This window comes from Citrobacter sp. Ce119, from assembly GCF_030334525.1.
Classification (GTDB): domain Bacteria; phylum Pseudomonadota; class Gammaproteobacteria; order Enterobacterales; family Enterobacteriaceae; genus Citrobacter; species Citrobacter europaeus.
In genome coordinates, this window is the sequence record NZ_JAOWDR010000041.1 from 230,367 (window position 1) to 244,890 (window position 14,524).

The following is a 14,524-nucleotide window of genomic DNA, read 5'->3' on the forward strand; positions in this document are numbered from 1 at the left end:
GTATTAGATAATGGCCTTAACCATTGGGTTATAATTTGCCCAATTGCCAATGTCGTTTGGAGCAAAATATGAGTGATGACGTAGCGCTGCCACTGCAATTTACAGAAGCAGCAGCCAATAAAGTAAAAAGCCTGATCGCTGACGAAGATAACCCGAATCTGAAATTACGCGTGTATATCACCGGCGGTGGTTGCAGCGGTTTCCAGTATGGTTTCACCTTTGATGATCAGGTGAACGATGGTGATATGACCATTGAGAAACAAGGTGTTGGTCTGGTAGTTGATCCGATGAGCCTGCAATATCTGGTGGGCGGCGCGGTTGACTATACCGAAGGTCTGGAAGGTTCCCGCTTCGTTGTGACTAACCCGAATGCGAAAAGCACCTGCGGGTGTGGCTCTTCTTTCAGCATCTGATTGCTGTCTGTAATACCGATGGTCTGATGGTGTAGGCCCGGTAAGCGTAGCGCCACCGGGCAATGTGCCGGATGGCGGCGTAAACGCCTTATCCGGCCTACATGTTCTGTATCGTCACATCAACGTCCGTTATCATCCAGCGCAAACGTCGGCAATTTCAAATGCCAGCGAATGGCGGCAAGCCGAATCAGCAGGGTAACGATCATCCCCATCATACTGGCGTTTTCCAGCGATACATTAAAGGTATAAAACGCTGTCGCATGCACGATGCCGCCGATAATACACGCCGTGGCGTAGATTTCGGTGCGCAGAATCATTGGGACTTCACGCGCTAACACGTCGCGAATGATCCCGCCGCCAACGCCGGTAATCACCCCCATACAAATCGCCACTAGCGGTCCCGTCCCTGCAAGAAATGCTTTATTGACGCCAATCCCTACGAACACCGCCAGGCCCACGGCATCCAGCACCGGAAGGATCCACTTCGGTAAGCGTCGTGGCTGACGTACCAGCAGGATTGTCAGCATGCTGGTGATCATCGCCACAACCAGATCGGTCGGATCCTTAACCCAAAAAACCGGTCCGTGATCCAATGCCATATCGCGGATCGTACCGCCGCCAACCGCGGTAACCACGCCGAGGACCAGAACGCCAAACGGATCCATACGTAATTTTCCGGCCAGTAAGACGCCAGAGATAGCAAATACCGCGGTGCCGACAATATCCAGCCAATAGACGAGCATTTTTAAATCCTCACAACAGACCTGGTGGGGGCAGGCGCTAATTTATCTGTGAAAGCGCATTACAGAGTTGTTTTGCGGCGAGGATAATACGCGGGCTCGCGCGTTCGAACCAGTCACTATTAAGTGTAATAATGGGTATTTTTAGCTGGTTTCCCCAGTATTGCTCAATTTTCAGAGTTTCGCCCGGGCCTCCGGTTGCAACAATCGCCTGGGGCGCTCGTGCCAGGACCTGCTCACGGCTAACCTGCGGCCAGGGAACTCGACTGCCGGCAAAGATGTTTTCTCCGCCGCATACCTCAAGAACCTCGTGCTGAATGGAGCCTTTTCCACTGGTAAACAGAGGATTAGCGCCAAACTGGAGAAACACGCGTTTTTTCGGTTTGTTGGCATATCGAGATTTAAGTAAAGCATAGTCATCAAGCAGGGTTTGCGCCGCCTGTTTGGCTTGCTCAGGCTTAGGGCTCCATGCCGCCAACTGGCGGAGCGCATCGGCAACCTGCTCGATGGTAACGGCGTCTACCCAGATGACCTTAATTCCCAGGGCGGTCAGTTGATTCACCTGCCGCTCTGCATTTCCCCCGCGCCAGGCGATGACTAAATCCGGTTTGAGCGCCACAATGCGTTCCAGATTCATGCCTTGCCAGGTGGAGACCTCCTCGATATTTTTGGCCTCTGGCGGGTAATTTGAATAGCTACTGACGCCTACGGGGGTAATGCCAGCGGCAAAAGCGAGTTCAGTATTGGCAGGAGAAAGCGTCACAACGCGCGGTGCGGCGTAAAGGAACGCCGGGAGAGTGAAAAGCAGGGCGACCAGCGCCCTGGAGAGTAATTTAGCCATGCGCCAGTTTCTGTACCAGCGTTTCAACCATCAGGCTTGACTGTTTCGCGGCAACGACCAGGAACTCGTCAAAGCTGAGATGGGACTGCTGATCGGCGACGTCAGAGATGGCGCGAACCACGACGAACGGCACATTAAAGTTGTGGCAAACGTGCGCAATTGCGGTCGCTTCCATCTCAACGGCGATCGCCTGCGGGAAGTTATGCTTGATTTTAGCCAGGCCCACAGAGCCATTAATAAAGGCATCGCCGCTGACGATAAGACCGCGAACGGCGTTCAGATTAAGTTCTGCAATGCAGGATTCTGCTGCAGCAATCAGCGCCGGGTCGGCTTTAAAACCAGCCGGGCAGCCCGGGAGTTGGCCAAATTCATAGCCAAAGGCGGTAACGTCAGCATCGTGATAGCGCGCTTCGTCAGAAACCACGATATCGCCGACTTTCAGCGTTGAGGCCAGGCCGCCCGCTGAACCGGTGTTAATAATGGCGTCCGGCTTGCAGCGTTCAAGCAGCAGCGTAGCGCCCAGCGCTGCAGCCACTTTACCGATACCTGATTTCAGTAGCGCAACCTCTGTACCGTTCAGTTGGCCGGTGTAAATTTCACAACCGCCGAGAGTGATGGTCTGACGGTTTTCGATTTTGTCACGCAGCAGCGTAACTTCTTCTTCCATTGCACCAATGATGCCGATTTTCATAGATTTACTCGCGATAAGCCAGATTTGAGGGCATAGTCTATCATGCGCTTAAGGGGTAGCGCATTTCTCAGGCGGGAGAGGATATGGTACAGATCGATTTCCGAAAAAAAATAAACTGGCATCGCCGTTACCGTTCGCCGCAGGGCGTGAAGACGGAGCATGAGATCCTGCGAATTTTTGAAAGCGATCGTGGACGTATTATCAATTCTCCGGCAATTCGCCGACTGCAACAAAAAACCCAGGTCTTTCCGCTGGAGCGTAACGCGGCGGTGCGTACGCGCCTGACGCACTCGATGGAAGTGCAGCAGGTTGGGCGCTATATCGCGAAAGAGATCCTCAGCCGGCTGAAAGAGCTAAAGCTGCTGGAGCTGTATGGTCTGGATGAACTGACGGGACCGTTTGAGAGTATTGTCGAAATGTCGTGTCTGATGCATGACATCGGTAATCCGCCGTTTGGTCATTTTGGCGAAGCGGCGATTAATGACTGGTTCCGCCAGCGACTGTATCCGGCCGACGCGGAAAGTCAGCCGCTTAGCGATGACCGCTGCCTGGTAGCGGCGTTGCGTTTGCGCGAAGGTGAAGAGTCGCTGAATGATATTCGCCGTAAGGTGCGCCAGGACCTGTGCCATTTTGAAGGCAATGCGCAGGGTATTCGTCTGGTGCATACTTTGATGCGTATGAATCTTACCTGGGCGCAGGTCGGCGGTATTTTAAAATATACCCGTCCGGCGTGGTGGCGAGGCGATACGCCCGCGACGCATAACTATTTAATGAAGAAGCCGGGCTATTACCTTTCCGAGGAACCGTATATTGAGCGATTACGTAAAGAATTATCATTAGCACCTTACAGTCGTTTTCCATTAACCTGGATTATGGAAGCTGCCGATGATATCTCATATTGCGTGGCCGACCTGGAAGATGCCGTTGAGAAAAGAATCTTTAGCGTCGAGCAACTTTATCACCATCTGCACGAGGCGTGGGGGCATCACGAAAAAGGCTCTCTGTTTAGTCAGGTTGTTGAGAACGCCTGGGAGAAGTCACGTTCAAATACATTAAGCCGGAGCACCGAAGATCAGTTCTTTATGTATTTACGCGTTAATACGCTGAATAAACTGGTGCCGTATGCGGCCCAGCGGTTTATTGATAACTTACCGCAGATATTTGCCGGCAGCTTTAATCACGCGCTGTTGGAAGATGCCAGTAGCTTTAGCCAGTTGCTGGGTGTCTATAAAAATGTGGCGGTAAAACATGTCTTTAGTCATCCTGACGTAGAGCAGCTGGAATTGCAGGGCTATCGGGTGATCACCGGATTGTTGGAAATCTATCAGCCTTTATTAAAAATGTCCCAGCCAGATTTTACTGAACTGGTCGACAATGAAAGAGTAAAACGTTTTCCTATCGAATCCCGATTATTTCAGAAGTTGTCAACTCGCCATCGTCTTGCTTATGTTGAGGCGGTTAGTAAAATATCAACGGGTTGCGCCGAGTTTCCTGTTCTGGAATATTATTATCGCTGTCGGCTGATTCAGGATTATATCAGCGGGATGACAGATTTGTATGCATGGGATGAATATCGTCGCTTGATGGCCGTAGAACAATAAATACTCATTTGTAAAGACGGCCAATAAAATTTTACTTTTTCCTTAAACTCAATTCTGGAACTTAGCGCTATAAAACGACTCTGACGTATACAGCAATTTTGCGTTATCTGTTAATCGAGAACGAAACACATGAAAAAAACCACATTAGCAATGAGTGCACTGGCTCTGAGTTTAGGTTTGGCGTTGTCCCCCCTGTCTGCCACAGCGGCTGAGACGTCGTCTTCAGCAATGACCGCCCAACAGATGCCAAGCCTGGCCCCGATGCTCGAAAAAGTGATGCCATCGGTGGTAAGTATTAACGTCGAGGGGAGCACGACGGTAAATACGCCGCGTATGCCGCGTAATTTCCAGCAGTTCTTTGGTGATAACTCACCGTTCTGCCAGGACGGTTCTCCGTTCCAGAGTTCACCGTTCTGTCAGGGCGGCGCGCCGGGCGCTGGTAACGGCGGCGGCCAGCAGCAGAAATTTATGGCGCTGGGTTCTGGTGTAATTATTGATGCCGCGAAAGGGTATGTCGTAACCAACAACCACGTGGTGGATAACGCTACGGTGATTAAGGTTCAACTGAGCGATGGCCGTAAATTTGACGCGAAGATCGTGGGCAAAGATCCGCGCTCCGATATCGCGCTGATCCAAATTCAGGATCCGAAAAATCTGACGGCGATTAAGCTGGCAGATTCCGACGCGCTGCGCGTGGGTGATTACACCGTAGCAATCGGTAACCCGTTTGGCCTCGGTGAGACCGTGACCTCCGGCATCGTTTCTGCGCTGGGTCGTAGCGGCCTGAACGCGGAGAACTATGAAAACTTTATTCAGACGGATGCTGCGATCAACCGTGGTAACTCCGGTGGCGCGCTGGTCAACCTGAACGGTGAGCTGATCGGCATTAACACTGCGATCCTCGCGCCGGACGGCGGTAACATCGGTATCGGTTTTGCAATCCCAAGCAACATGGTGAAAAACCTGACTTCGCAGATGGTTGAGTTTGGTCAGGTTAAACGCGGTGAGCTGGGTATTATGGGGACCGAACTGAGCTCTGAGCTGGCGAAAGCGATGAAAGTTGACGCTCAGCGCGGCGCATTCGTCAGCCAGGTAATGCCGAACTCCTCCGCAGCGAAAGCCGGTATTAAAGCCGGGGATGTGATTACCTCCCTGAATGGCAAACCTATCAGCAGCTTCGCCGCCCTGCGTGCGCAGGTGGGTACGATGCCGGTAGGCAGCAAAATTAACCTTGGCCTGCTGCGCGACGGTAAGCCGGTCACCGTGAATCTGGAACTGCAGCAGAGCAGCCAGACTCAGGTTGATTCCAGCTCTATCTTCAAAGGCATTGAAGGTGCCGATATGAGCAACAAAGGCCAGGATAAAGGGGTCGTAGTCAGCGACGTGAAACCGAATACTCCGGCTGCACAGATTGGCCTGAAGAAAGGTGACGTGATTATCGGTGCTAACCAGCAGCCGGTGAAAAACATCGCCGAACTGCGCAAAATCCTCGACAGCAAACCGGCTGTGCTGGCGCTGAACATTCAGCGTGGTGACAGCTCCATCTATCTGTTGATGCAGTAATCTCCCTCAACCCCTTCCTGCACAGGAAGGGGTTTCTTTTTGTGATATTTGCCACAACTCCATACTTCTCCCTTCTGCTTTGTGCATTTGCACAATGTCGGCGCTTATTATCTTCCCTATGCTTGAGCTCTGCTCACAGGAGGGATTTATGGCTGGCTGGCATCTTGATACCAAAATGGCGCAGGATATCGTTGCGCGCACCATGCGCATCATCGATACCAATATCAACGTAATGGATGCCCGTGGGCGGATAATCGGCAGCGGCGATCGCGAGCGTATTGGTGAATTGCACGAAGGGGCGCTGCTGGTGCTGTCGCAAGGTCGGGTGGTCGATATTGACGATGCGGTAGCCCGGCATCTGCACGGTGTGCGTCAGGGGATAAACCTGCCGCTGCGTCTGGAAGGCGAAATTGTTGGCGTTATCGGCCTTACCGGCGAACCGGAACATCTGCGCAAGTATGGCGAACTGGTGTGCATGACCGCCGAAATGATGCTGGAACAGTCGCGTCTGATGCATCTGTTAGCGCAGGATAGCCGTCTGCGTGAAGAGCTGGTGATGAACCTGATTCAGGCGGAGGAGAATACTCCGGCGCTGATGGAATGGGCCCAGCGACTGGGCATTGATTTGAACCAGCCGCGCGTGGTAGCGGTGGTGGAGGTCGACAGCGGCCAGCTTGGCGTTGACAGCGCGATGGCAGAGCTACAGCAATTGCAGAACGCGTTGACCACGCCTGAACGTAATAATCTGATTGCGATTGTTTCCCTGACCGAGATGGTAGTGTTGAAACCGGCGCTCAATCAGTTTGGTCGCTGGGACGCTGAAGATCATCGCAAGCGCGTTGAGCAGCTTATTACCCGTATGAAAGAGAATGGACAGCTGCGTTTTCGCGTGTCGCTGGGCAACTATTTTACCGGGCCTGGCAGCATTGCCCGTTCGTATCGTACGGCGCGCACCACCATGATGGTCGGCAAGCAGCGGATGCCGGAAAGCCGTAGCTATTTCTATCAGGATTTGATGCTGCCGGTACTGCTGGACAGTCTGCGCGGCGGCTGGCAGGCCAATGAGCTGGCGCGCCCGCTGGCAAGGCTGAAAGCGATGGATAACAACGGTTTGCTGCGTCGGACATTAGCGGCATGGTTTCGGCATAACGTTCAGCCGCTGGCAACCTCAAAAGCATTGTTTATTCACCGCAATACGCTGGAGTATCGTCTGAACCGTATTTCAGAACTGACCGGGCTGGATCTGGGGAATTTTGACGATCGACTGCTGTTGTATGTGGCGTTGCAGTTAGATGAGCAGCATTGATTAATTGCCTGATGGCGGCACGCTTATCAGGCAAAATGCCGGGTGGCGGCATCGCCTTACCCGGCCTACAAATACATCCACTCACGGTTATTTACGCGTTAGTTTTTCCAGATCGGCTTCAATTTCGCTGATCTTATTGGTCACAACGCTTTCCAGATGACGTAAATCATCGAGGATCTTGCGTTTAAGATCGACTTCGCTGCGATCGCGCTGGCAGATCTGATCCAGTTCGTCGATCACGTAGCGCAGGTTGGGGCTGATCTCCTGCACCTCTTTGTAACCCTGGCCGACGCCATCGGCGACAACCGTTTTACGCTGACGGGGATATTTGAACTTCACGCTCTTGGCAAAAAACTCGCCTTTATCCTTCTGGAAATAGATTTTCAGGATATCGTTGTTGGCTTCTTGCCGCAGGCTGTAACGATCGATTTCTTCAGGATTAGTAATGCCCAGACTTTTCAGATTGTCATACATAGCGGTACCCTTAAGCTCACTATAACCATTGAATAATTAACGAAAAGCCTTGTTTATGCCACTCGCAGATGTAAAAAAAGCGGGCTAAGCCCGCTTTTTCAAATCGCTGTTAGTCGATGGTGCGTAACAGTTCGTTGATTCCCACTTTGCCGCGCGTTTTGGCATCGACTTTCTTCACGATGACCGCGCAGTACAGGCTGTACTTGCCATCTTTCGACGGCAGGTTGCCGGAGACAACCACGGAGCCCGCCGGAACGCGGCCGTAGAAAACTTCGCCGGTTTCGCGGTCATAGATTTTGGTGCTCTGGCCCAGGTATACGCCCATAGAAATAACAGAGCCTTCTTCGACGATTACGCCTTCAACCACTTCAGAACGTGCGCCGATGAAGCAGTTGTCTTCGATGATGGTCGGGTTAGCCTGTAACGGCTCCAGTACGCCGCCGATGCCAACGCCGCCGGACAGGTGAACGTTTTTACCGATTTGCGCGCAGGAACCCACGGTCGCCCAGGTATCAACCATCGTGCCTTCATCCACATAAGCGCCGATGTTCACGTAAGACGGCATCAGCACGGTGTTACGGGCGATAAACGCGCCCTGACGCACGGCAGCTGGCGGAACCACGCGGAAACCTTCTTTCTGGAAGCGCGCTTCGTCGTAGTTGGCGAATTTCATCGGCACTTTATCGAAGTAACGGCTTTCCGCACCCTCGATAACCTGATTATCGTTAATACGGAAAGAGAGCAGGACCGCCTTTTTCAGCCACTGATGCGTGACCCACTGACCCTCAATCTTTTCTGCGACGCGCAGTGCACCGGAATCCAGTAAGGAAATAACCTGATTCACCGCTTCGCGGGTTACGGTATCTACATTTGCCGGAGTAATGTCGGCACGGCGCTCGAAAGCGGACTCAATAACGTTCTGTAACTGCTGCATTGTTAAACTCTTTCCATAATAAATAAAAACATTACCCTTTATCGTTTGGATTGAGGGCCTCTGTCAACCGTTGATGCACTTCCTGCTGTAGCTCATTATTAAGAGCGCGCCGGTCGGCGGTGGCGATTATGAATAAATCTTCTACTCGCTCGCCAATAGTTGTAATTCGGGCGCCATGCAGCGAAATTCCCAGATCGGCAAAAATCTGCCCGACCCGCGCCAGCAGCCCAGGCTGGTCGAGAGCGATAAGCTCAAGGAATGATTTTCGGTCGGTATGGGTCGGCAGAAAGGTGACCTCGGTATCGACGGTAAAGTGACGTAATTTTGCCGGCTGGCGACGCGGTTGCGGCGGCTGCCAGCTACGCTGGGTGATCGCCTGTTCCAGTCCAAAACGGATCGCTTCGTGTCGGTCTGACGACAGCGGACTGCCGTCCGGTTCCAGTACGATGAACGTATCCATCGCCATCCCATCGCGTGTGGTGAAGATCTGCGCGTCGTGGACGCTAAGATTACGCCGGTCCAGTTCGGCGCAAACGGCGGCAAACAGGTAAGGGCGGTCAGGGCTCCAGATGAAAATCTCCGTCCCGCCGCGGGTGGCCTGCGGGCTTAGCAGGATCAGCGGCTTGCTGAGATCGTGTTGCAGCAGATGACGCGCATGCCAGGCCAGCTGATTTGGGCTGTGACGCACGAAGTAGTTGGCGCGACAGCGTGACCAGATGTGGTGCAGCGCTTCTTCATCGATGTTGTCCATGCGCAGTAGCGCCAGCGCCTGAAGCTGATGATGGCGCACGCGCTCACGCATATCTGGCGTGTTTTGCATCCCACGACGTAACTGTTTTTCCGTGGCGAAATACAGCTCACGCAGCAGGCTTTGCTTCCAGCTATTCCACAGCGTTTCGTTGGTGGCGCAAATATCCGCGACGGTCAGGCACACCAGAAAGCGCAGACGATGTTCCGTTTGCACTTCTTCGGCGAATTGCTTGATCACTTCGGGATCCTGAATATCGCGACGCTGAGCGGTAACCGACATCAGTAAATGCTGGCGCACCAGCCATGCGATCAACTGCGTTTCGCGGGAGTTCAGACCGTGCAGTTCGGCGAATTTGAGCACGTCCTGAGCGCCGAGAACCGAGTGATCGCCGCCGCGACCTTTGGCGATATCGTGGAACAGCGCGGCAATCAGAATCAGCTCCGGCTGTCGCAGACGCGGCCACAGATCCACACACAGCGGATGGCGCTGGCGGGTTTCTTCATTGGCAAAACTTTCCAGCTTGAGCATTACGCGGATGGTGTGCTCATCCACCGTATAGGCATGAAACAGGTCAAACTGCATTTGGCCGACAATATGCGACCATTGCGGCATATAAGCCCACAACACGCTGTGGCGATGCATTGGCAGCAGGCCGCGACTCACCGCGCCTGGATGGCGCAACATACTGAGAAACAGCGAACGCGCTTCCGGGATGTAGCATAGCGGCTGGGTTAAATGACGGCGGGCATGGCGCAGATGGCGCAGCGTGGTGGAGTAAATCCCGCTGATCGCGCTGTTGCGCACCATGATGTAAAACATCCGCAGTATCGCTTCGGGTTTGCGGATAAACAGGTCGTCGTTGCGCAGATCGATCAATGTGCCGCGTAGTTGAAAGTCGTCATCAATCGGACGCGGCTTTTCGTCGGCGGGCATGGCGAGGATCGCCTCGTCGAATAGCTGCAACAGCATGTGGTTCAGCTCGCTGACCCGTCGGGTAACGCGGAAATAGTCTTTCATCATCCGCTCGATAGGCTCGTTGCCTTCGCCGCCGTAGTTCAGGCGTTGCGCCACGCTGAGCTGACGGTCAAACAGCAGACGATTGTCGTAACGACTAACGACCAGATGCAGGGCAAAACGTATGCGCCACAGGATATGCAAACATTCATTGAGCTCGGCACGTTCTGCCAGCGTCAAAAAGCCGAAACCGACCATTTCATCCAGCGAGGTGGCGCCAAAATGGCGGCGGGCCACCCACTGCAGGGTATGGATATCGCGCAGGCCGCCGGGACTGCTTTTGATATCTGGCTCCAGGTTGTAGCTGGTGCCGTGATAGCGCTGGTGGCGCTGATTTTGTTCTTCCACTTTGGCGGCGTAAAACTTATCGGAAGGCCAGAAACCTTCGCTAAAAATATGTTTTTGTAGCTCAAGAAACAGCGCCACGTCGCCAATCAGCAGGCGTGTTTCAATCAGGTTGGTGGCGACGGTTAAATCTGACAATCCTTCCAGCAGACACTCTTCCAGCGTACGCACGCTGTGCCCCACTTCCAGCCTTACGTCCCAGAGCAGCGTTAACAGTTCGCCGACTTTTTCGGCCTGCGCGTCAGGTAGCTTTTTACGACTGAGGATCAGCAGGTCGATGTCGGAAAGCGGATGCAGTTCGCCGCGCCCGTAACCGCCAACGGCAACCAGCGCCAGGTCGGCAATTTGGCCGAACCCAGCTTCTATCCATAAACGCTGTAACAGTTGGTCAATAAATTCGGTGCGGGCCTCAATGAGCTGTTCTGCAGAAATTCCACTGTCAAACGCGTCACCTAACCAGAGCTGGAACGTGTCGATATGCGCTTTAATTCCGGGGCAGTTGAGATCGTGCTGCGGCCATGTGCCGGGGTTTTGCGGTTGGCCTGGCAGGGTGGGGAGGGCCGTATTTGCGTGCTGTTCAGGAAGAGTATTCATTGTTACCACCCATTAAAAAGCCGGATGACGCTTGCGCTTATCCGGCCTACGGGAGAGTGCCATTTGTAGGCCTGATAAGCGACAGCGCCATCAGGCAATAAGTTATTTGTCGTGCGTAATAATCGCCGGGATGGTGTCATCCTTGCGCAGCGTCAGAATTTCACAGCCATTTTCCGTCACCACAATAGTATGCTCGTACTGAGCAGACAAGCTCCGGTCTTTGGTTTTCACCGTCCAGCCGTCTTTCATGGTGCGGATGCGGTAATCACCAGCATTCAGCATGGGTTCTACGGTGAAGGTCATACCCGGTTGCAGAACCACACCGCCGTCGTCTGCATCGTAGTGCAGAACCTGCGGCTCCTCATGGAAGCCGCGACCAATGCCGTGACCGCAGTATTCGCGGACCACAGAGAAACCTTCGCCTTCCGCGTATTTCTGAATCGCAGCGCCCAGCGAGCGCAGGCGAATACCCGGTTTTACCATCCGCAGCGCCAGGTACAGGCTTTCCTGCGTGACGCGGCACAGACGCTCGCCCAGAATAGTTGGTTTGCCGACGATGAACATTTTCGAGGTGTCACCGTGGTACTCATCTTTAATCACGGTAACGTCGATGTTGACGATATCGCCGTCTTTCAGGAGCTTGGCGTCGTCCGGGATCCCGTGGCACACCACCTCATTAATAGAGATGCACACGGATTTCGGATAACCGTGATAGCCAAGGCAGGCGGAAATGGCCTGCTGCTCGTTCACGATGTAGTCATTACAGATGCGATCCAGCTCGCCGGTGCTGACGCCCGGTTTAACAAACGGTTCGATCATTTCCAGAACATCAGCGGCCAGGCGGCCAGCGACGCGCATTTTTTCGATTTCTTCAGGGGTCTTGATTGAGATAGCCATGAATTCTGTCCATCAGTGTCGATTATTTCGACAATAATTGTGTAAGTGCTGTCAATGGTATCAGTCCCGCATACATGCTGCCAAATTGAGAATCATTCTGAACTTCGCCTTTCGTGCCACAGATGCGTTGGCTACATTTTTTCACCCCGGTCACTTACTGGTCGTAAGTTCCCGGGGATTCAAAAATTTGCCGCCTGTCTGTAACACGAAATTCATTGTTCAATACAGCACAGACCGCCAACAATTATTGGTGTCGGTGGCGTATTTGTGGTATAAAGCGCGCCGGACTTCCGATCCATTCGAAGACTACACACGATGGACGGGAGCGACAAATCTCACTTTGTGTAACAACACACACGTATCGGCACATATTCCGGGGTGCCCTTTGGGGTCGGTAATATGGGATGCGTGGAGGCTTAACCCCAACTTTTATATATAGAGGTTTTAATCATGGCAACTGTTTCCATGCGCGACATGCTCAAGGCTGGTGTTCACTTTGGTCACCAGACCCGTTACTGGAACCCGAAAATGAAGCCGTTCATCTTCGGTGCGCGTAACAAAGTTCACATCATCAACCTTGAGAAAACTGTACCGATGTTCAACGAAGCTCTGGCTGAACTGAACAAGATCTCTGCTCGTAAAGGTAAAATCCTTTTCGTTGGTACTAAACGCGCTGCAAGCGAAGCGGTGAAAGAAGCTGCTAACAACTGCGACCAGTTCTTCGTGAACCATCGCTGGTTGGGCGGCATGCTGACTAACTGGAAAACCGTTCGTCAGTCCATCAAACGTCTGAAAGATCTGGAAACTCAGTCTCAGGACGGTACTTTCGAAAAGCTGACCAAGAAAGAAGCGCTGATGCGTACTCGTGAGCTTGAGAAACTGGAAAACAGCCTGGGCGGTATCAAAGACATGGGCGGTCTGCCGGACGCTCTGTTCGTAATCGATGCTGACCACGAGCACATTGCTATTAAAGAAGCAAACAACCTGGGTATCCCAGTATTTGCTATCGTTGATACCAACTCTGATCCGGACGGTGTTGATTTCGTTATCCCGGGTAACGACGACGCAATCCGTGCTGTGACCCTGTACCTGGGCGCTGTAGCTACTACCGTTCGTGAAGGCCGTTCTCAGGATCTGGCTTCCCAGGCGGAAGAAAGCTTCGTAGAAGCTGAATAATAAGGCTTGATAACTTCCCTGAGATAGTTCGAGTTGCAGGAAGGCGGCAAGCTCGAGAATTCCCGGGAGCTTACATAAGTAAGTGACTGGGATGAGCGAGCGAAGGCAACGCACCTGCGGCTCGGAATATGAAGGGGAAGAGCCCTTATAAACCAGGTAGTATCATGTTTGGTTAGGGGCCCTTTAGGCCCCTTTTTCACTTTTAAATCTGTGCGGTTTCATGCCGGGCAGATCAAATCTTCCGAGGATTTTAGAATGGCTGAAATTACCGCATCCCTGGTAAAAGAGCTGCGTGAGCGTACTGGCGCAGGCATGATGGATTGCAAAAAAGCACTGACTGAAGCTAATGGCGACATCGAGCTGGCAATCGAAAACATGCGTAAGTCTGGCGCAATCAAAGCGGCGAAAAAAGCAGGCAACGTTGCTGCTGACGGCGTAATCAAAACCAAAATCGACGGCAACATCGCTTTCATTCTGGAAGTTAACTGCCAGACTGACTTCGTTGCTAAAGATGCTGGTTTCCAGGCATTTGCTGACAAAGTACTGGACGCTGCCGTTGCTGGCAAAATCACTGACGTTGAAGTTCTGAAAGCACAGTTCGAAGAAGAACGTGTTGCTCTGGTTGCTAAAATCGGTGAGAACATCAACATCCGTCGTGTTGCTTCCCTGGAAGGCGAAGTTCTGGGTAACTACCAGCACGGTGCTCGTATCGGTGTTCTGGTTGCTGCAACTGGCGCTGACGAAGAGCTGGTTAAACAGCTGGCAATGCACGTTGCTGCAAGCAAACCAGAATTCGTTAAGCCGGAAGACGTTTCTGCTGAAGTAGTAGAGAAAGAATACCAGGTTCAGCTGGACATCGCGATGCAGTCTGGTAAGCCGAAAGAAATCGCAGAGAAAATGGTTGAAGGCCGCATGAAGAAATTCACCGGCGAAGTTTCTCTGACTGGCCAGCCTTTCGTTATGGATCCGAGCAAATCTGTTGGTCAGCTGCTGAAAGAGCACAACGCTGACGTAACAGGCTTCATCCGCTTTGAAGTGGGTGAAGGTATCGAGAAAGTTGAGACTGACTTTGCAGCAGAAGTTGCTGCGATGTCCAAGCAGTCTTAATTTTTAAAGGAGCCGCCTGAGGGCGGCTTCTTTTTGTGTCTGGCTTGTAAATTCAGCGAACCGCTATAGTGGTCATG

13 protein-coding genes and 1 pseudogene are annotated in these 14,524 nt (G+C 52.7%); 7 read left to right on the plus strand and 7 right to left on the minus strand.

The features are described 5' to 3' along the window. Positions 1 to 10 precede the first annotated feature (10 nt). Positions 11 to 76, plus strand: a pseudogene (gene yadW, locus OGV80_RS05495) (small protein YadW). After that, positions 69 to 413: an iron-sulfur cluster insertion protein ErpA gene (gene erpA, locus OGV80_RS05500; RefSeq protein ID WP_003018581.1), complete on the plus strand. Its 345-nt coding sequence runs from the start codon at positions 69 to 71 to the stop codon at positions 411 to 413. The pseudogene yadW and the gene erpA overlap by 8 nt, the downstream one beginning before the upstream one ends. Positions 414 to 532: 119 nt before the next feature. Here erpA and OGV80_RS05505 read toward each other — a convergent pair whose 3' ends face one another. Genes OGV80_RS05505 through mtnN form a run of 3 tightly spaced genes read right to left on the minus strand, consistent with a single transcriptional unit; the run spans position 533 to position 2,685 of the window. Beyond that, on the minus strand, positions 533 to 1,156 hold the full coding sequence (locus OGV80_RS05505) for a TRIC cation channel family protein (protein WP_006686772.1): 624 nt from the start codon (positions 1,154 to 1,156) through the stop codon (positions 533 to 535). Positions 1,157 to 1,193: 37 nt separating this feature from the next. Next, on the minus strand, positions 1,194 to 1,994 hold the full coding sequence (gene btuF, locus OGV80_RS05510) for a vitamin B12 ABC transporter substrate-binding protein BtuF (protein WP_043018478.1): 801 nt from the start codon (positions 1,992 to 1,994) through the stop codon (positions 1,194 to 1,196). Beyond that, positions 1,987 to 2,685 (minus strand): 5'-methylthioadenosine/S-adenosylhomocysteine nucleosidase, encoded by a 699-nt coding sequence (gene mtnN / locus OGV80_RS05515; protein ID WP_043018479.1) that lies wholly within the window; start codon positions 2,683 to 2,685, stop codon positions 1,987 to 1,989. The genes btuF and mtnN overlap by 8 nt, the downstream gene beginning before the upstream one ends. 83 nt (positions 2,686 to 2,768) lie before the next feature. Between mtnN and dgt the strand changes: the two genes are divergently transcribed. From dgt to cdaR, 3 genes are all read left to right on the plus strand, one after another. Further along, positions 2,769 to 4,286, plus strand: coding sequence for a dGTPase (gene dgt / locus OGV80_RS05520; RefSeq protein WP_286513978.1), 1,518 nt, complete (start codon positions 2,769 to 2,771; stop codon positions 4,284 to 4,286). A gap of 129 nt (positions 4,287 to 4,415) precedes the next feature. Beyond that, on the plus strand, positions 4,416 to 5,849 hold the full coding sequence (degP, locus tag OGV80_RS05525; protein WP_043018481.1) for a serine endoprotease DegP: 1,434 nt from the start codon (positions 4,416 to 4,418) through the stop codon (positions 5,847 to 5,849). A gap of 148 nt (positions 5,850 to 5,997) precedes the next feature. Continuing rightward, positions 5,998 to 7,155 (plus strand): DNA-binding transcriptional regulator CdaR, encoded by a 1,158-nt coding sequence (gene cdaR, locus OGV80_RS05530; protein ID WP_043018482.1) that lies wholly within the window; start codon positions 5,998 to 6,000, stop codon positions 7,153 to 7,155. 87 nt (positions 7,156 to 7,242) lie between these two features. On the opposite strand, the gene OGV80_RS05535 is transcribed toward cdaR, so the two are convergent. The 4 genes from OGV80_RS05535 to map all read right to left on the minus strand — a co-directional run bounded on the left by OGV80_RS05535 (position 7,243) and on the right by map (position 12,164). Next, entirely contained in the window at positions 7,243 to 7,629 is a 387-nt protein-coding gene (locus OGV80_RS05535; protein WP_003018562.1) for a DUF3461 family protein, read from the minus strand. Between the two features lie 109 nt (positions 7,630 to 7,738). After that, the gene (dapD, locus tag OGV80_RS05540) at positions 7,739 to 8,563 is read right to left on the minus strand and encodes a 2,3,4,5-tetrahydropyridine-2,6-dicarboxylate N-succinyltransferase (protein WP_043018483.1); all 825 of its coding nucleotides are present in this window, start codon (positions 8,561 to 8,563) and stop codon (positions 7,739 to 7,741) included. A 31-nt stretch (positions 8,564 to 8,594) separates the two neighbouring features. Beyond that, positions 8,595 to 11,267 carry a bifunctional uridylyltransferase/uridylyl-removing protein GlnD gene (gene glnD / locus OGV80_RS05545; protein WP_047406089.1) on the minus strand — a complete coding sequence of 891 codons (2,673 nt, stop codon included), beginning with the start codon at positions 11,265 to 11,267 and terminating at the stop codon, positions 8,595 to 8,597. Between the two features lie 102 nt (positions 11,268 to 11,369). Then, positions 11,370 to 12,164, minus strand: coding sequence for a type I methionyl aminopeptidase (gene map / locus OGV80_RS05550; protein ID WP_286513981.1), 795 nt, complete (start codon positions 12,162 to 12,164; stop codon positions 11,370 to 11,372). Between the two features lie 450 nt (positions 12,165 to 12,614). Between map and rpsB the strand changes: the two genes are divergently transcribed. Next, positions 12,615 to 13,340: a 30S ribosomal protein S2 gene (gene rpsB / locus OGV80_RS05555; protein WP_016151758.1), complete on the plus strand. Its 726-nt coding sequence runs from the start codon at positions 12,615 to 12,617 to the stop codon at positions 13,338 to 13,340. Positions 13,341 to 13,595: 255 nt separating this feature from the next. Beyond that, positions 13,596 to 14,447, plus strand: coding sequence for a translation elongation factor Ts (tsf, locus tag OGV80_RS05560; protein WP_016151759.1), 852 nt, complete (start codon positions 13,596 to 13,598; stop codon positions 14,445 to 14,447). The last annotated feature ends 77 nt before the right edge of the window (positions 14,448 to 14,524 follow it).